The following is a 17998-nucleotide window of genomic DNA, read 5'->3' as shown; positions in this document are numbered from 1 at the left end:
CCATCATGGCTCTTGCGTCAATCCCGTGCCAGGGATTCAGGCCTGGGGTTTGGAACGAGAGACGGCGCCTTGTGAAACGCTTCACAGCCGCGAGACCGCGCACCCGCTAGGTAAGACTCGACCGGCAAATGGCCGGAAACGACCTAGCGGAATTTAGAGGATGCGGCATCACGGGTTTTCCTATCAGGCGGCGTTTCGGAATTCGCTCCGCGTGAAATGGCAGATCGAGGATCTGATCGGCGGCGACAAGACGCTCGATTTCTCGCGGCCCTTTCTGCCCGAGGCGCTGGCCGCCACGGCGACGCTGCCCGGCCTCGATCGGCACGAGAAGACGCTGCTCAACCAGATTCGCGGGCACAATTATCTCTATCTCTTCGGTCTGGTCGAAGAATTCATTCTGCCCTTCGTGCTGGATCACGTGCGCAACCGGTTGCAGGCGCCGGATATCGAGACGCGGGCGCTCCTGAATTTCGCGGCTGAGGAAGCCAAGCATATCGACCTCTTCAAGCGGTTCCGCGCCGCCTTCGAGATGGGATTCCGCGTGCCCTGCCGGGTGATCGGGCCGCCCGAGGCCATCGCCGAAGCGGTGCTGGCCCATCACCCGCTGAGCGTCGCCCTTGCCATCCTGCAGATCGAATGGATGACGCAGCGTCATTACCTCGACAGCGTCGAAGGCGACGATTCCCTCGATCCCTGTTTCAAGGATCTGCTGAAGCATCACTGGATGGAAGAAGCGGGCCACGCCAAGCTCGACACGCTGATGGTCGAGGAACTGGCCTGGCACCTCACCGCCGCCGAAATCGCCGAGGCGGTCGATGGCTACATCGCCATCATCCAGATCCTGAACGCGGGCCTCCTGCAACAGGTGGAATTCGACCTCACTGCCTTGCAGGCCGCCAGCGGGCGTTCGCTCACAGAAAAGGAACTGGCCGAGATCCGCTTTGCCCAGCAGGCCGCCATGCGCTGGACCTTTCTGGGAAGCGGCATGAGCCATCCCATGTTCCGCGCCACTTTGGGCGGCATCAGCCGCCAGGGTGCCGTGCGGGTCGACGCCCTTGCCGGCATTTTCGGCCGGCCGGAGAGCGTGGTCGCGGGCTGAGCGACCCACGCCGTTTTCACCACAACAGCCAATGAGGACATGCACATGAGTATGACAAAAGCAGCCAACAAGAATGCCCCCGCCAATATCGTCAACGGTATCGATCTGGATGCCCTGCACGAGACCGTGGCAGCGATCGAGCAGGATCCCACGCGCGCGCTGTTGCGCTTCCGCGTCGCCACGCAATGGCTGGGCCAGACCCGCACCCGTGCGACGATCGAAGGTTTCGAGCGGGCCGGCGAATGGATCGAGCGCGGCTTCACCATCGCCGCCGACGAACCGACCGAACTCCTCGGCAGCAACACCGCCCCAAATCCGCAGGAATTGCTGATGGCGGGGCTCAATGCCTGCATGTCGGTGGGTTACGTGGCGGGTGCTGCCACCCGCGGCATTACCCTTAACCATCTGCGGATCGAATCCGAGGGACGTATCGACGTCCGCGGCTTTCTTGGCCATCCCGATGTCCCGGCCGGCTACACCGAGATCAAGCTGAAGGTGGAGATCGGGGGCAACGGATCGGCCGAGCAGTTCCGCGAGATCCATGAGGCCGTGCTGAAGACCTCGCCCAATGTCTTCAACCTGACCCAGCCGGTGAGGATCGCGGCTGACCTCGCCATCAGGGGCTAGGCGGCAGCGGTTGGCCGGGCGATGGGGCTTGCCATCGCCCGGCGGCGCATCCTATGGACTCCGGAAAGCTTGGGAGAATGGGATGCCCTATATGATGCTGATGGTGGCGGGGCTGATCCTGGCCAGCTTCATGATTTTCCTGGCCCTCTAGGGAAGACGGGGTAGCCAGGACGCCCGCCGGAACACCGCCGCCCGCCGCAAGGCTGCCCTGCTTTGACATTTTATTTATATATTTCAGTTAGTTAAATATTGTTCGCCGATGCACACGCCGGCCTTTACGGCGTTGGGACCCGCTGATACATTCCGCGCGCCTTTCGACCCCCCGCTGGCCCCGTGCCGGCGGTTCAGGGGAGGGGCTCTTTTGTCTTGGCCGAATCGGCGAAAGCCGGCCAGCCGACAAGAATGCGCGAACTAGAGAGATGGGATGCGAGACCATGGGTCGCAAGGCACTCAGGTCGCCAGGAGACGGACGCAGCATGAAGATCCTTACCGGCAACAGCAACCGGCCCCTGGCGGAGGCGATTTCGGCCTATCTCAACCTGCCGCTGGTCAATGCCAGCGTGCGGCGCTTCTCGGACATGGAAGTGTTCGTCGAAATCAACGAGAACATCCGCGGCGAGGATGTCTTCATCGTGCAGCCGACGTCGTTTCCGACCAATGACAATCTGATGGAATTGCTGGTCTCGATCGATGCGTTGAAGCGCAGTTCCGCGCGCCGCATCACCGCGGTCATCCCCTATTACGGCTATGCCCGCCAGGACCGGAAATCCGGCCCCCGCACACCGATTTCGGCCAAGCTGGTCGCCAATCTGATCACCACCGCCGGCGTCGACCGCATCCTCACCGTCGATCTTCATGCCGGCCAGATCCAGGGTTTCTTCGACATTCCGACCGACAATCTGTTTGCCGCCCCGGTCCTCACCAAGGACATCAAGGAACGCTTCGGCACCGGCAACAATTTGTGCATCGTCAGCCCGGATGTGGGCGGTGTGGTGCGCGCCCGCGCCTTTGCCAAGCGGCTGGACGCGGATCTCGCCATCGTCGACAAGCGCCGCGAACGCGCCGGTGTTTCGGAAGTCATGAACATCATCGGCGAGGTTGACGGCAAGCGCTGCATCCTGGTGGACGACATCGTCGATTCGGCGGGCACGTTGTGCAACGCCGCCGTGGCCTTGAAGGAAGCTGGCGCGCAATCGGTCGCCGCTTATGTCACCCATGGCGTGCTTTCCGGCGGTGCCGTGGCCCGCGTCTCGGCCTCGCCCTTGGAAAGCCTCGTCATCACCGATTCCATTCAGGCCACCGAAGCCGTGCGCGTGTCGCAGACGGTGCGCCAACTGAGCATCGCGCCGCTTCTCGCCGAAGCCATGGCGCGGATCAGTGAAGAGAAATCGGTCTCGTCCCTGTTCGACTGAGCAGGGTTACGCGACCGAAATCCGATCGACACCCCTGGAGGTCGATCGGTCGGTGCCCGGATGGTCCGGGTTCCGGTAACTGCGATTTTTATAGGAGACAGCAATGTCCGCAGTTCAGTCCGTCAGCGCGGAAGTTCGCGACCGCGCCGGGAAGGGGGCCGCCCGTGCCACGCGTCGTGCCGGTCGAGTGCCCGCCGTCATTTATGGTGACAAAAAAGAAGCGACCATGATCTCCCTCGACCCCAAGGAGATCGACAAGCACATCCACAAGAAGGGTTTCTTCGCGACCCTCCTGGACGTGGAAGTGGCTGGCAAGAAGCATCGCGTCCTGCCGCGCGACGTGCAGTTCGACGTGGTCACCGACCGCACCCTGCATGTCGATTTCCAGCGCGTCAGCAAGGACACCAAGATCCACGTCAACGTGCCGGTCGTGGTGCGCAACGAAGCCGCCGCTCCGGGCATCAAGAAGGGTGGCGTGCTCAACATCGTGCGTCACGAGATCGAATTCATCTGCTCGCCGGACAACATCCCGCAGATGATCGAGATCGATCTCACCGGCCTCGATATCGGCGCCAGCGTGCATATCAGCTCGGTGAAGCTGCCGGAAGGTGCGACGCCCGCGATCCGCGAGCGTGACTTCACCGTCCTTACCCTGGCGGCACCGTCGGCGATGAAGTCGGAGGCGGAAGACGCCCCGGCGGCAGCGGCGGCGGCTCCGGCGGCGGGTGCCGCGGCACCGGCCAAGGGTGCAGCACCTGCCAAGGGCGCTGCCCCGGCAGCGGCGGCAGCCCCGGCCAAGGGCGGCGACAAGAAGAAGTAAGAACTGTTATCGGTATAAGCGGGGTCCGCGATGCGTCTTATCGTTGGATTGGGCAATCCCGGCCCCCGCTATGCCGGCAACCGGCACAATATCGGTTTCATGGCGGTGGACGAGATCGTCCGCCGCTATTCTTTTGGCCCGATCAAGAGCCGCTTTCACGGCGCCGTTGCCGAGGGCGAGATCGCGGGCGAAAAGACCATCTGCCTCTGCCCCACCACCTTCATGAACGATTCGGGCCGCGCCGTGCAGGCGGCCCTGCAGTTCTACAAGCTGGCGCCCGGCGACATCATCGTGCTGCATGACGAGATCGACCTGCCTTTGGGCAAGGTCAGGGTGAAGAAGGGCGGCGGTGCCGGCGGCCATAACGGCCTCCGGTCGATCGATGCCCATATCGGCGCCGATTACTGGCGCATCCGGATGGGTGTGGGGCATCCCGGCGTCAAGGAGATGGTCAAGAATTTCGTGCTGATGGATTTCGGCAAGGAGGAGATGAAGGAGGTCGCGCGCATCAACATCGCCTGCGCCGATGCCCTGCCCTTTCTCTTCACCAAGCACGAGAACGAGTTCATGAACAAGGTCAATCTGGCCTTGAACCCGCCGCCGCCCAAGGACGAGAAGCTGAAGGTAGATCGGCGCGGCAAGGCGGATGAAGGCGAATAGAGATATCCTCGCCCCACGCCTGTGGGAGCGGGTTCCAGAGTCGATGCAAAGGTAGAATTCCATGGGTTTCAATTGCGGTATCGTCGGTCTGCCCAATGTCGGCAAGTCGACCCTCTTCAACGCGCTGACCGCGACCGCCGCGGCGCAGGCCGCCAATTATCCGTTCTGCACGATCGAGCCCAATGTGGGCCGCGTCTCGGTGCCGGATGAGCGGCTGGAGAAATGCGCCGTGATCGCGAAATCGGCAAAGCTCATTCCCACACAGCTGGAATTCGTCGACATCGCCGGTTTGGTGCGCGGCGCCAGCAAGGGCGAGGGTCTTGGCAACAAGTTCCTCGCCAATATCCGCGAGGTGGATGCGATCGTCCATGTGCTGCGCTGCTTCGACGGCGAAGTGACCCATGTCGAGGGTTCGGTCGATCCCATCCGCGATGCCGAGACGGTCGAGACCGAATTGATGCTGGCCGATCTCGAGAGCGTCGAGAAGCGGCTGGAGAACGCGCAGAAGCGCGCCAAGATCGGCGACAAGGAAGGCAAGGCCCTGGCCGATCTCCTGGGCCCGATCGTCGAAGCTCTGCGCGCCGGGCGGCCCGCGCGCACAATCCTGCCGCAACTGACCGCCGACCAGAAGCCCCAGTTCCGGCAATTGCAGCTGATGACGGGCAAGCCCGTGCTCTATGTCTGCAATGTCGAGGAAGCCAGTGCCGCCACCGGCAACGATTGGTCAAAGAAGGTCGATGCGATGGCGAAGGCACAGGGTGCTGCAACCGTCATCATCTCGGCCGCCATCGAGGCGGAAGTGGCGCAGCTCTCGAGCGATGCGGAGAAGCAGGAATATCTGGAGACCCTGGGCCTCCAGGAAACCGGCCTCACCCGCGTCATCCGCGCCGGCTACAAGCTCCTCGACCTCATCACCTTCTTCACCATCGGGCCGAAGGAAGCCCGCGCCTGGACCGTGCGCCACGGCGCCAAGGCGCCGGAAGCGGCGGGCGTCATCCACACCGATTTCGAGCGCGGCTTCATCCGCGCCGAGACCATGTCCTGCGAAGACTTCATCGCCCTGGGTGGTGAAGCCGCGGTGAAGGAAGCCGGCAAGTTCCGCCAGGAAGGCAAGGAATATGTGGTGCAGGACGGCGACATCTTCAATTTCCGCTTTAACGTCTGACGGTGGGATGAGCGAGGACAAACGCGGTTTTGGAATCTATGTGCATTGGCCCTTCTGCAAGGCCAAATGTCCTTACTGCGATTTCAATTCCCATGTCCGCGCCGAGATCGATGAGGCCGCGTGGCGTGAATCATACCTCAAGGAACTGGCGCATTTCGCGGCGCTGACACCGGGGCGCAGCGTCAGCAGCATCTTCTTTGGCGGGGGCACGCCCTCGCTGATGAATCCCGCGACGACCGCGGCCGTGATCGATGCGGTGGCGCGGCATTGGCGCATCGCCAACGATATCGAAATAACGCTGGAAGCCAACCCGACTTCGGTTGAGGCGGGGAAGCTCCACGATTTCCGGCAGGCCGGCATCAACCGCGTCTCGCTCGGCATCCAGGCCCTGGACGACCGCGAATTGAAATTCCTGGGGCGCCAGCACAATGCGGATGAAGCGCTGGCGGCACTCGACCTCGCCGCCAAGACCTTCGCGCGCTTCACCTTCGATCTCATCTATGCGCGACCCAGGCAGAGCGTTGCAGCATGGCGCGAAGAACTGACCCGCGCGCTTTCTTTCGCCGCCGATCACATCTCGCTCTATCAACTCACCATCGAGACCGGGACGGTGTTCGAGCAGGCCTATGCGCGCGGCGATTTTCAGCTGCCGGATGAAGAGGCGCAATCGGCGCTCTTCGAGATGACACAGGAGATTCTGGGTGGCGCCGGGATGCCGGCCTATGAGATTTCCAACCATGCGAGACCTGGATCGGAATCGCGGCACAACCTCGTCTATTGGCGCTATGGCGATTATGTGGGGCTTGGCCCCGGCGCCCATGGTCGCCTGACACTCGACGGGCGCAAGATCGCCACCCGCCAGCACCGCGCGCCGGAACGCTGGCTGGAGATGGTGGCGGCGCAAGGCCATGCCACGCGCCAGCAGGATGAGATTGCGCGCGACGACCGAGTGAGCGAGATGGTGATGATGGGCCTGCGCCTGGCCGAAGGAATTCCGCTAGCGCGTTTCACAGCCGAGACGGGCAAGGAGATGCGCGATTGCCTCGACGCAGCAAGGCTTGCGCGATTGATCGGCGGCGGGTTCCTGGCGTTGCGCGATGAACGGCTGCTGGCGACCGAATCCGGCCGCCAGCGCCTCAATGCGGTGTTGGGGGAATTGCTGGGGTGACAGCTTCTCCTCCCCCCTTCAGGGGGGAGGTCCGTCGGCGCATGCCGACATGCGTCGGCGGGAGGGGGGCATGGGTTCGCACCACCCGTCACCTGCGTGGCCCCACCCAGCCCGCCCCCCGCCGGGGGGGGGGGGATCCGGAATCATTAAACAGCCCGATCCGGCCGATGAATTCGCCGGAAAGGGTGCGGAGCTGATCGACATCGCCGGCCAAGGCGATCGCTTCGTCGCGCAGTTTCGCGGCACCGGTGCCGGAACTGCCGGCGGCTTCGGCGGCGGCGGCGATGCGCTTGCTCACCGTTTCGGTCTCGGACGAGGCCTGCTGGACATTGCGCGAGATTTCGTTGGTGGCTTCCAACTGCTGGGCGACGGCGTCGCTCACCACATGGGCCTTCTGGTTGATGTCGTTGATCGAGGTGGCGATATCGCTGATGGCGCCCACGGCCTTCTGCGTTTCCGCCTGGATGCCCTGGATCTGGGCCTGGATTTCGTCGGTGGCCTTGGCGGTCTGGGTCGCCAGATTTTTCACTTCCGAGGCCACCACGGCAAAGCCCTTGCCGGCATCGCCGGCACGGGCGGCTTCGATCGTCGCGTTCAAGGCGAGGAGATTGGTCTGGGACGCGATCTCGTTGATGAGTCGCACCACTTCGCCGATGCGGTTGGCGGCCTCGGCGAGGTTCTGCATGGTCCCGCTGGTGGTGTTGGCCTCGCTCACCGCGCGTTCGGCGGCGGCGGAGGTTTCGCTGACCTGGCGCGAGATGTCGCTGATCGAGGCGGTCAGTTCCTCGGTGGCGGCGGCCACCGCTTCGACATTCCTGGCGACACGTTCGGCGGCTTCGTTGGCCGAGCCCACATCGCCGGTGGTCTCGCCCGCCTGATGGGCGACATTATCGGCACCGCCGCGCAGGGAGCCGGTCGCGGTGGCGACGCGGTCGACCACGCCCAGGACCGAATCGCGGAATTGCGCGGCGACGTTCTGGAGTGCGTTGCTGCGCTCGGCCTGCGCCTTCTGGCGTTCGCTTTCCTGCGCCGCCTGAAGGCGGTTCCGTTCTTCCATGCCGTCCTTGAAGATGGCGACGGTACGCGCCATGACGCCGATCTCGTCGCTGCGCTCGGTATGCTTCACGGTGACGTTGAGATTGCCGGCACCCAGGGCACTCAAATCCTCGCGCAGTTCCGCCATCGGGCGCATCAGGCGCTTGGTGACGAAGAAGCCGAGGCCCACCAACACCACCGTGACGACGAGGGTGACGAGGCCGAAACGCCAGAGCAGGTTGTCGACGACGGTAAAGAAATCGGCCTTCTTCACACCGACATAGAGGATGCCGATGGTCTCGCCGGCCGCATTCTTGATCGGGTCATAGCCGGTGAAGAAGGTATTGCCGAGGATGTCCACCGTGCCGGCAAAAGGCTCGCCACGGCCCAGCACCGATTCATGCGCCGCGTTCTTGGCGAGCTGCGTGCCCACCGCGCGGCCCGAGCCGTCGGGCTTCATCACATTGGTGGCGACACGGGTATCGCCCTGGAAGATGGTGGCGGTGCCGCCGACCAGCTCCTTCACCTTGTCGACCAGGTCGTTGTTGTCGTTGAGCAGCACGTCGCCGGCATAGAGCTTGCCGTCCTTGATGGCATAATCGGTGCCCGCCTGCTGCAGCACGTTCCAGGCAACGCGCATGCTGGTCTTCTGCGCCGAAACGGCCTGATTTTCCATTTCCTGCGCCACCAATTGGTAGGCGGAGAAGATGAGCACGCCGGCGAGAAGGATGAGAAAGGCCGCGATGGCGATCGAAATGCGCGCGGCGACGGAGAGACGTTTCAGCATGGCTTTTCGGGTTCCCGAACTGGCTAGACGATAAGGGGGGCGAGCCGCCCACATCTATGCCGGCGGCTGAATGCCCCAGTATTTACGTCAAGTATACTAATGAAACGTTACCGCGCCTGACCAGGATCAACCGGAAATTGGGACGTCATTCCGATAGCTTACATCGGATATGACGCCTCAAAATCAGAGTTAACTCTCTTTCAGTTAATCGTTGCCGCGAAGCTATTCGGTGCCGGATCACGGACCGAAAAACCGCCCGGACTGACTTCCAGAACGGCCAGGCCGCGCTCGGTTTTGCCGTCGGGGAGCAGCCGGAAAACCCCGGTCACGCCGGCAAAACCGGAGGGATCGGTGATGCGGGCGGCCGAGAAATCGCCCTCTGGCTTGGATTGTGCCAGAGCGACGGCGAGGGTCACGGCATCGTAGACGATCCCGGCGCGGGGATCGGGCTGGCCGCCATAGAGGCCGGCATAACGCTGCGCGAAGGCCTGCCAGCGATCGGGTGGTGTTGCCGGGAACCAGCCGCCGACGAGGGCCGGATCCGCGAGCGTCGCATTGTCCTGCCAGAGCGAGGTGCCGAGCAGGCGCACGACACCCGGCGGCAGGTCGAAGGCCGGCAGCATGGAGGCAAAGCCGCGCAGGCGCTGGCCGCCTTCCGGGATCATCAGCGCGTCGAAAGGATCGCGCTTGTAGGCCTCGCCGATCGCGCGCGCCGGCACGGTGATGTCGGGGTCCTGCGGATCGTAGAACGTGATCTGCGATACGGTGCCGCCATGGCGCACGACAGCTTCCTGATAGGCACTGAGCACGGCGCGGCCGAAGCCGGAATTCGGCAGCAGGATGGCAAAGCGCTTCAATTGCTGGGAGGCCGCATAGCCCACGACGCGGTCGACCTGAGCCTCGGGTGTCACCCCCAGAACATAGACGCCAGGCTGGGCGGCGCTGGTATCGTTGCTGAAGCTCACCATCGGCACCCGGCCGGCGGTGGCGGGAGGTGCGGCCATTTTCAGTTCGGCGCCGAAAAGCGGCCCCAGGATGATGTCGGCCTTTTCGCCGAGCACGCTCACCACCGCCCCGTCCGGGCCGCCCGCGGCGGCGCTGTCGCGCACCAGGAGGTCAAAATTATCGCCGGCCACGTCGAAGAGGCCCATTTCGGCCGCCTGCAGCATGGCGCGGCCCAATCCGGCCTGGGGTCCCGAGAGCGGCAGGAGGAGGCCCACCTGGGCACCCTGGCGGAATTGCTCGGGCGCCGGGGCCGGGGCCTGCACCGTGGGTGCCGGGAGAGCCGGCGCCGGGGCCGGCTGCACGGGCTTGGGCGGCGGCGCACTGGGAGCGCAGGCGGCTAGGATAAGGCTCGACAAGGTAAGGGCGGCAAGGGCAGTTAGAAGACGTGGCCGCCCGGATGAACCTACCTTGGGGCGCCGCAAACCAATCATGATGACTCCACTGGACAATCGAGCGATATGAGCAGGCCGCCGAAGCCGACCGCAGAGAACCCTAACGAGAGAGCTGGGCCAAGTAAACCGAGCGATCCAGGCCGGAACAAGTCGGGTGCGGGGGAGTTGGGCCTGGTGGCGACGCCGATCGGCAATCTGGGCGACCTCACCGAACGCGCCGCCGCGTATCTCAGGGACGCCGATTGCATCGCTTGCGAGGATTCGCGCATCACGATCCGCCTGTTGCAGCATCTCGGGATCAAGAAGCCGCTCCTCTCCTATCACGACCACAATGCCGACGAGATGCGGCCGCAACTGATAGAACGCCTGCAACGTGGCGAAAAAATGGCGCTGGTCTCCGATGCGGGCACACCGCTCATTTCCGATCCCGGTTTCAAGCTGGTGCGGGAAGCGGCGGCCCTGGGCCTGCGCGTGACCGCTTTGCCCGGCCCCTCGGCGCCGATCATGGCGCTCATCCTCTCCGGCCTGCCCACGGACCGGTTCATGTTCCTGGGATTCCTGAACGCCAAATCGGCGGCGCGGCGGACCGAGCTTGAAGAAGTGGCATCGGTGCGCGCAAGCCTGATCCTGTTCGAGACGGCGCCACGTCTGGTGACGGCACTCGAGGATCTGCTGGCGGTGCTGGGCGACCGGCCGGCGGCGGTCACCCGCGAGCTTACCAAGATGTTCGAGGAGGTGCGGCGCGGGACTCTCGCCGAACTCGTGGCCCATTACCGCGAGGCGGGACCGCCCAAGGGCGAGATCGTGCTGGTGGTGGGACCGCCCTTGGCAGCGCCCGCCACGGAAGGTGCCGATCTCGACGACGCCCTGCGCCGCGCCCTCGAAAAGATGCGCGTCAAGGAAGCGGCGGAGGCGGTCGCCGCCGCCCTCAACCTCCCCAAGCGCCAGGTCTATCAGCGGGCGCTGGAGCTGAAATCGGCCGGCAAAGACGACGCGGGTGGAGATGACTAGAAGCGGCAAGAAGAACCATCGGCAACAACGCGGCACGGCGGCGCGGCGCCGGGGAATCTGGGCCGAGACGCTGGCGGTCGCCTATCTGCGGCTCAAAGGCTACCGGGTGATCGAGCGCAATTGGCGCTCGAAGCTGGGCGAGATCGACATCCTGGCCAGGCGCGGCAATCTGTTGGCCCTCATCGAGGTCAAGACCCGGGCCGATACGGGCCTGGCCGGCGGCGCCCTCCTCCAGCCCCAGCGCCAGCGCCTGCTCCGCGCCCTCAGCCACTATCTGAAGACCCGGCCGGAATTGGCGGGGCTGGATCTGCGGTGCGACGTGCTGGCGCTGGGCCGCTTCGGCTGGCCGGTGCATCTCGTCGATGCCTGGCGGCCGGATTTTTGACGTCATAAATCCATAAAACGGGGGTGGGCTTGAGGGGCGGGCCCGGATCAGGCATGATTCGCCCATGAATCGGGCCCGAATCCCTCATCTGACCTTGGCGCCGATGCCTGCGGCAGCCATCGGATGTGCCGTGGGCAGCCGGAAGGGTGTCGGTTTTTTGCTGGTGTTTGGAATGCTGGGCGGCGGCTTGCTGGGCGGATGCTCGCCTGTAGGGACAGCCGTGGGCGTTGCCGCCACGACCATCAACCTCGCCACGCAGGAACGCGGGCTGGTGACCGGGGTCGACGACAATCTGATCTGGGTCGGCATCAACGAACGCCTGTTCCGCAAGGATGCCGATCTCTTCCAGAAGGTGAGCTTGCAGGTGCATGAAGGCCGCGTGCTGCTGACCGGTTTCGTGCAGAAGCCCGAACACCGGGTGCTCGCCAGCGAACTGGCCTGGCAGGCGCGGGGTGTCCGCGAGGTCGACAACCAGATCCAGCTGGGGCCGAGCCTGAATGTCGGGGATTACAGCGAGGATGCCTGGCTGATCGCGCGGCTGCGCGTCAAGCTGATGGCTGATGCCCAGGTGCGCGCCAACAATTACAGCATCGATTGCATCCGCTCGACCATTTACCTCACCGGTGTGGCACAGGACGCGGCCGAATTGCAGCGCGTCATCGATCATGCCCGCGATGTCGCCTATGTCGATGCGGTGGTGAGCCGCGTCCGCCTGCAGGATGCGCCCCTGCTGCCAATCCCGGATGAGAAGCCGGTCATGACGGCGACGCCGGGAGCACCGGTGGAAGCGGCGGCACCCGTGGACGCGCCGTCAGCCAATGCGGCCGAGGCCAGTGCCGCGCCGGCCGATTCCGTCCAGGCCGCACCGCTGCCGTGACGCCATGTCGAATGCCAGCATGATGGAACCGGCATGACCGGCCGCGACGCCATCGAAGCCGATCTGGCGAAGATCGGCACCCTGCCCGATGAAGCGATCGATATCGCCGAGGCGGCGCTGGCGCTGGCCGCCCTCGACCGGCCCGAGCTCGGCCGCCATGCCCATCAATTGCACCTTGCCGCCATCGCCGACAGCATGCGCATGGCGGCGATCCTGCCGGAGCTTGCCATGCAAGGTCAGCCGGGCCTCGCCGCACGCTGCCGGGTGCTCAGCGATGTGATGGCGGGCGAATTCGCCTATCGCGGCGACCGGGTCAGTTACGACGATTTGCAGAACGCCGATCTGATGCGCGTCATCGACCGGCGCCAGGGCCTGCCGGTGGCATTGGCCATTCTCTACATGCATGCCGCGCGCAGCCAGGGCTGGGCGGTGGAGGGCGTCAACTTCCCCGGCCATTTCGTGATCCGCCTGTTCCATGAGGGCCGCGCCGCGATCCTCGATCCCTTCGATGGCGGCAAGGTCCTGGAGACCGGCGATTTGCGCCAGCGCCTGAAGAGCGTCATCGGCGACAAGGCGGAATTGCAGCCCGGCCATTACGCGGCCATCGGCAATCGCGACATCCTTTTGCGCCTGGTCAACAACATCAAGGTGCGCCTCATCCAGGACGGCGATCTGCCGCGCGCCGCGACCATGGTCGGGCGCATGCTGCTGGTGGCGCCCGAGGCGGCACCCTTGTGGCGGGAGAGCGGCCTCATCCAATCGCGCATCGGCAATCTCCTCGCGGCACGTGCGGCCTTTACCCGCTTCCTCGAGATCTCCGACAATGAGAACCAGCGCCATCAGGTGGCGCGGCTGCTGCAGGAGCTGACCCAGCGTTTGCAATAGGGTTTGCTGTCGCTTTTGCAATGGTGTTTGCCGGACGCCCGGCTAGAGTACGGCGCATCCCACAGATTAAAGAGCCTTCCCATGCCGCTCCATGTCGCCATCCAGATGGACCCCGTCGAGACGATCGATATCGACGGCGATTCAAGCTTCGTCCTGGGCCTTGCCGCGCAGAAGCGCGGGCACAAGCTCTATCACTATCATCCGCGGCAATTGTCCTGGCGCGACGGCAAGGTGACGGCGCGGGCGCGCCCCGTCGAGTTCCGGCGCGAGCGCGGCAATCATGCGACTTTGGGCGCCGAAGAAGTGCTGGATCTCTCGAAGCTCGACGTCATCCTGATGCGCCAGGATCCGCCCTTCGACATGGCCTATATCACGGCGACACATATCCTGGAGCGGATCCATCCCGATACCCTGGTGGTGAACGACCCCAATCACGTGCGCAATGCGCCGGAGAAATTGTCGGTCACGGAATTCAGGAACGTGATGCCGCCGACCTTGATCACCAGCGACCGCGCCGAGATCATGGCGTTCCGCGCCGAGCACAAGGACATCATCGTAAAGCCGCTCTTCGGCAATGGCGGGGCTGGCGTCTTTCATGTCAAGCCCGATGACGAGAACCTCGCTTCGCTTTTGGAGATGTTCACGCAATTCTACCGCGAGCCGATCCAAATCCAGCGCTACGAACCCAAGGTGCGCGAGGGCGACAAGCGCATCATCCTCATCGACGGCAAGGCGGTGGGTGCCATCAACCGCGTGCCGGCGGCGGGCGAGGCCCGGAGCAACATGCATGTGGGCGGCGTCGCCACCAAGACGACGCTCACCAAACGCGAGCAGGAGATCTGCGAGATCATCGGGCCGGAATTGAAACGCCGCGGCCTCATCTTCGTCGGCATCGACGTCATCGGCGATTACCTCACCGAGATCAACGTCACCTCGCCCACCGGCTTGCAGCAGATCAACCGCTTCGACGGCGTCTGCCTCGAGGACCAGATCTGGGACGCGATCGAGGCGAAGCTGTAGAGGTCGCTATTCCGTCACCGGCATGGCCGGGATCGTCGCGGCGCGGCGTCTTTGCCGGGCGAGAACGGTTTCGCGGTGGATGATGTAGATGCCGCTCGTGACGACGATGGCACCGCCACCGATGAGATAGGCATCGGGCACTTCCTCGAAGAGGAAGAAGCCAATGAGGAAGCCATAGACCAGCGCCATGTAATCGAAGGGTGCCACCAGCGAGACGGCGCCGCGGCGGAAGGCGATAGTGAGGGCGATCTGCGCGCTGCCGCCCATGATGCCGATGAGGATAAGCAGGCCCAGTTCCTTGCCGTCCGCCGGCCAGGCCCAGGCGAGCGCCGGATCGATTGCGCCCAGAGGCAAGGTCACGAGCGAGGCCAGCACGGCGAAGAGCGTGAAATAGAAGACGATCGTGGTGGGCGGTTCGGTCTGTGCCAGTTTCCGGATCGAGATCATGGCAAGCGCGTAGAAGACCGAAGCGAGGAGCGGGATGAGAGCCGCCGGGTCGAAGATGCCCGAGCCCGGGCGCGTCATGACAAGGACGCCGACGAAGCCGAGGATCACCGCCGACCAGCGCCGCCAGCCGACCTGTTCACCCAGCAAGGGCACCGACAGCACGGTCAAGAAGATGGGGCCGGAGAGACCGAGGGCGATCGCATCCGAGAGCGGCAGGAGTTTGTAGGAGAGGAAATAGCAGAACATCGCCGAGACGCCCATGAGACCACGCCAAACATGACTCCAGGGACGTGATGTCCGCAGATTGATGCGGCGCTCGACCACCAGCATGAAGGTGAGGAGCGGCAGGAAGGCGAAGAGATTGCGCGCAAAGACCAGCTCGCCGGTCGGGAAGCTGCCCGAGACCGATTTGATGATTCCATCCATGGCGGTGAAAATGAAGACCGCCAGGTTCATCAGCAGGATGGCCTGGATCGGGCGTTCGGCAGAAGCGGCGCTGGTCATGAGGGGGTGATCTGACTGATTTCGGGGGGATGGTTCGCGTCACCATAGCGAGGGCCGCAGCAATAGGCCATCTGGTGATCTGGGACTTGATTCCGGCGATGGAAGCCGTCTTGAGCGGTTACAGAATCCGCCTTTCCACCTTGTTGCACTTACATTATATTTTACACATGGAAAACCTACGGCCCTATACCTCGATCCTCGCCAAGCTGAAGGATGCGGGGCTGCGCCCGACGCGCCAGCGGCTCTCTCTCGCGAAATTGCTGTTCGAAGGCGGCGACCGCCATGTCTCGGCGGAGGATTTGCATGCCGAGGCGGCGACGCAGCGCATCTCGGTCTCGCTCGCCACGATCTACAACACGCTCCATCAATTCACGAGTGCTGGATTGCTGCGCGAAGTGGTGGTCGAACCCGGCCGCTCCTATTTCGACACCAACACCAAACCGCACCATCATTTCTTCGTCGAAGGTGCCGGAAGGCTGATGGATATTCCCGCCGACGAGGTCTCTCTCTCGCAATTGCCTGAGCCCCCCGCGGGCATGAAAGTGGCGCGTGTGGACGTCATCGTCCGACTTGCGAATGACAATTAATTCGCCAAGTAAATCAGTCACTAGTAAGCAATATTAAAACCGTTCCAGTCTGTTGACACCCCTCGGGACGCGGCATAGATTCGAGCGCAACAAAGAGCTTGTCGCGGCGGTGATCGCCCGTTTTCAAAAGCCGAACCGCCGTGCCGGGATTGTGTGCAACCCATTTAGCTAGGGAGACTGAAATGGCTGCTCTGAAAGGCTCCAAGACCGAGGGCAATCTGAAAGAGGCCTTTGCCGGCGAAAGCCAGGCTAACCGACGCTACCTCTATTTCGCCCAGAAGGCGGATGTCGAAGGCTATAACGACGTGGCGGCGGTGTTCCGCTCGACCGCCGAAGGCGAAACCGGCCATGCCCACGGCCATCTCGAATTCCTGGAAGAAGTCGGCGATCCGGCGACGGGTCTGCCCATCGGTGCGACCGCGCCCAATCTCAAGGCCTCGATCGCGGGCGAGACCCACGAATATACCGACATGTATCCGGGCATGGCGCGCACCGCGCGCGAAGAGGGCTTCGACGAAATCGCCGATTGGTTCGAAACCCTGGCGAAGGCCGAGAAGTCCCATGCCGGCCGCTTCCAGAAGGCGCTCGACACGCTGGGCTGATCCCGGCGTCTTGAAAGCTCGAATCTGATCGTCACCGGACAGCCGGATTCCCATCGCGGGAATCCGGCTGTCGCGGCGATGCCTTCGGCCCTATCGTTCCTGCAACCCACGCGCCCAGCAACCCAGATGCGAGGTCGGATCCATGCGCGAAGGCAGCCTGGAATCACCCATTCGGCACAAGCTCGATTGGCAGAATCCCGATTTCTACGACATGGCGAAGATCGAGGCGGAGATGCACCGCGTCTTCGACATCTGCCATGGCTGCCGGCGCTGCTTCAATCTCTGCGATTCCTTCCCGCGCCTGTTCGACCTGGTGGATGCGAGCCCCGACGAAGTGGCCGGTGTCGCCACATCCGATTACAAGCAGGTGGTGGATGCCTGCACGCTCTGCGATCTCTGCTTCATGACCAAATGCCCTTATGTGCCGCCGCATGAATGGGCGCTGGATTTTCCGCATCTGATGCTGCGCTACCGCGCCGCTGAGAAGAAGCTGGGCAAGAACGACAAGGTCTATGGCCAGCTGACCGAGACCGACCGCAACGGGAAGCTCGCCGGGATGGCGGCACCGCTGGCCAATGCCTTCACCGAAAACGCCACGGCGCGCCAGGCGATGGAGAAGGTGGCGGGGATCGATGCCCGCGCGCATCTTCCGAAATTCAACGGCCGCACCTTGGTGCTGCGCGCGATGGAGGAGAAGCCGGAGATCAACCAGGCAGCACCCGGTTTCGGCCGCAAGGCCGTGATCTATGCGACCTGCTTTGCCAATTACAACAATCCCGAGATCGGCACCGCCGCGATCGAGGTTCTGGCCAGGAACGGCGTCGAGACCGAGGTGGTCTATCCGCGCTGCTGCGGCATGCCGCAACTGGAACAGGGCGACATCGCGCGTGTCGCCGAACATGCGCATTCGGTGGCCGATGCGCTCCTTCCTTATGTCGATGAGGGCTACGACGTGGTGGCGCTCGTCCCCTCCTGCTCGCTGATGCTGAAATTCGAATGGCCGCTGATCTTGCCGGACGAGGCGAAGATCAAGCGCCTTGCCAACGCGACCTTCGACATTTCGGAATATGTCGTCGACATCGCAAAACGGAACGGATTGGCGCCGGGCCTCCAGCCTTTGGAGGGTGGCGTTGCGCTCCACATCGCCTGCCATTCCCGCGCCCAGAACATGGGCCAGAAGGCGACCGAGATGCTGAAACTCATTCCCGAGGCGGATCTGACCGTGATCGAGCGCTGCTCGGGCCATGGCGGCGCCTGGGGCGTCATGAAGGGAAATTTCGACGTGGCGCTCAAGGTGGGCCGCCCGGTCGCCCGCCAGGCGATGAATGCGGGCAAGCGCCATGTCGCCTCGGAATGCCCACTGGCCGGCGCCCATATCCAGCAGGGCATCGACGCGCTCAGGAACGACGAAGCCAAAGGCGGCGAGGCACCGCACCCGATCCAGTTGTTCGCAAAGGCGTATGGATTGGGATAGGTAGATGGGTTTGTTCTCTTATTGTCATGGCCCGAT

18 protein-coding genes are annotated in these 17998 nt (G+C 63.7%); 15 read left to right on the top strand and 3 right to left on the bottom strand.

Translation table 11 applies throughout. The features are described 5' to 3' along the window. Positions 1-160 precede the first annotated feature (160 nt). The 7 genes from ACE3PR_RS15615 to hemW all read left to right on the top strand — a co-directional run bounded on the left by ACE3PR_RS15615 (position 161) and on the right by hemW (position 6951). The gene (locus ACE3PR_RS15615) at positions 161-1099 is read left to right on the top strand and encodes a hypothetical protein (protein WP_374373734.1); all 939 of its coding nucleotides are present in this window, start codon (positions 161-163) and stop codon (positions 1097-1099) included. A 45-nt stretch (positions 1100-1144) separates the two neighbouring features. Continuing rightward, complete coding sequence (locus ACE3PR_RS15610) at positions 1145-1726, top strand: OsmC family protein (protein WP_374373732.1); 582 nt, start codon at positions 1145-1147, stop codon at positions 1724-1726. A 476-nt stretch (positions 1727-2202) separates the two neighbouring features. Next, positions 2203-3138, top strand: a complete 936-nt coding sequence (locus ACE3PR_RS15605; protein WP_374373730.1) for a ribose-phosphate pyrophosphokinase — start codon at positions 2203-2205, stop codon at positions 3136-3138. Between the two features lie 103 nt (positions 3139-3241). Beyond that, positions 3242-3958, top strand: a complete 717-nt coding sequence (locus ACE3PR_RS15600; RefSeq protein ID WP_374373728.1) for a 50S ribosomal protein L25/general stress protein Ctc — start codon at positions 3242-3244, stop codon at positions 3956-3958. A gap of 30 nt (positions 3959-3988) precedes the next feature. Beyond that, entirely contained in the window at positions 3989-4618 is a 630-nt protein-coding gene (gene pth / locus ACE3PR_RS15595; protein WP_374373726.1) for an aminoacyl-tRNA hydrolase, read from the top strand. A gap of 61 nt (positions 4619-4679) precedes the next feature. Beyond that, positions 4680-5783, top strand: coding sequence for a redox-regulated ATPase YchF (ychF, locus tag ACE3PR_RS15590; RefSeq protein ID WP_374373724.1), 1104 nt, complete (start codon positions 4680-4682; stop codon positions 5781-5783). A 7-nt stretch (positions 5784-5790) separates the two neighbouring features. Then, positions 5791-6951, top strand: coding sequence for a radical SAM family heme chaperone HemW (hemW, locus tag ACE3PR_RS15585; protein WP_374373721.1), 1161 nt, complete (start codon positions 5791-5793; stop codon positions 6949-6951). An 88-nt stretch (positions 6952-7039) separates the two neighbouring features. Here hemW and ACE3PR_RS15580 read toward each other — a convergent pair whose 3' ends face one another. Together ACE3PR_RS15580 and ACE3PR_RS15575 are read right to left on the bottom strand one after the other, a co-directional pair. Beyond that, positions 7040-8773 carry a methyl-accepting chemotaxis protein gene (locus ACE3PR_RS15580; protein ID WP_374373719.1) on the bottom strand — a complete coding sequence of 578 codons (1734 nt, stop codon included), beginning with the start codon at positions 8771-8773 and terminating at the stop codon, positions 7040-7042. Positions 8774-8973: 200 nt separating this feature from the next. Next, the gene (locus tag ACE3PR_RS15575; protein ID WP_374373717.1) at positions 8974-10134 is read right to left on the bottom strand and encodes a penicillin-binding protein activator; all 1161 of its coding nucleotides are present in this window, start codon (positions 10132-10134) and stop codon (positions 8974-8976) included. Between the two features lie 201 nt (positions 10135-10335). On the opposite strand from ACE3PR_RS15575, the gene rsmI reads away from it, so the two are divergent. The 5 genes from rsmI to gshB all read left to right on the top strand — a co-directional run bounded on the left by rsmI (position 10336) and on the right by gshB (position 14348). Then, the gene (gene rsmI, locus ACE3PR_RS15570; RefSeq protein WP_374373715.1) at positions 10336-11181 is read left to right on the top strand and encodes a 16S rRNA (cytidine(1402)-2'-O)-methyltransferase; all 846 of its coding nucleotides are present in this window, start codon (positions 10336-10338) and stop codon (positions 11179-11181) included. After that, entirely contained in the window at positions 11174-11566 is a 393-nt protein-coding gene (locus tag ACE3PR_RS15565) for a YraN family protein (RefSeq protein ID WP_374373713.1), read from the top strand. Before rsmI ends, ACE3PR_RS15565 begins: the two co-directional genes overlap by 8 nt. A gap of 64 nt (positions 11567-11630) precedes the next feature. Then, positions 11631-12443: a BON domain-containing protein gene (locus tag ACE3PR_RS15560; RefSeq protein WP_374373711.1), complete on the top strand. Its 813-nt coding sequence runs from the start codon at positions 11631-11633 to the stop codon at positions 12441-12443. 33 nt (positions 12444-12476) lie between these two features. Beyond that, on the top strand, positions 12477-13328 hold the full coding sequence (locus tag ACE3PR_RS15555) for a SirB1 family protein (protein ID WP_374373708.1): 852 nt from the start codon (positions 12477-12479) through the stop codon (positions 13326-13328). A gap of 81 nt (positions 13329-13409) precedes the next feature. Then, positions 13410-14348, top strand: a complete 939-nt coding sequence (gshB, locus tag ACE3PR_RS15550) for a glutathione synthase (RefSeq protein WP_374373706.1) — start codon at positions 13410-13412, stop codon at positions 14346-14348. A 6-nt stretch (positions 14349-14354) separates the two neighbouring features. Here the strand turns inward: gshB and ACE3PR_RS15545 are convergent, their stop codons facing one another. Beyond that, positions 14355-15299, bottom strand: coding sequence for a DMT family transporter (locus ACE3PR_RS15545; protein WP_374373704.1), 945 nt, complete (start codon positions 15297-15299; stop codon positions 14355-14357). A gap of 167 nt (positions 15300-15466) precedes the next feature. On the opposite strand from ACE3PR_RS15545, the gene irrA reads away from it, so the two are divergent. The 3 genes from irrA to ACE3PR_RS15530 all read left to right on the top strand — a co-directional run bounded on the left by irrA (position 15467) and on the right by ACE3PR_RS15530 (position 17962). After that, positions 15467-15886, top strand: a complete 420-nt coding sequence (gene irrA, locus ACE3PR_RS15540) for an iron response transcriptional regulator IrrA (RefSeq protein ID WP_374373702.1) — start codon at positions 15467-15469, stop codon at positions 15884-15886. Positions 15887-16068: 182 nt separating this feature from the next. Then, positions 16069-16488, top strand: a complete 420-nt coding sequence (locus tag ACE3PR_RS15535) for a rubrerythrin family protein (protein WP_374373700.1) — start codon at positions 16069-16071, stop codon at positions 16486-16488. 142 nt (positions 16489-16630) lie between these two features. Beyond that, positions 16631-17962: a heterodisulfide reductase-related iron-sulfur binding cluster gene (locus ACE3PR_RS15530; protein WP_374373698.1), complete on the top strand. Its 1332-nt coding sequence runs from the start codon at positions 16631-16633 to the stop codon at positions 17960-17962. Positions 17963-17998 lie beyond the last annotated feature (36 nt).

This window comes from Dongia sp. (assembly GCF_041909655.1).
Lineage (GTDB): Bacteria > Pseudomonadota > Alphaproteobacteria > Dongiales > Dongiaceae > Dongia.
Note: the sequence above shows the minus strand (reverse complement) of the source record. Positions and strands in the feature narration are given on the sequence as shown.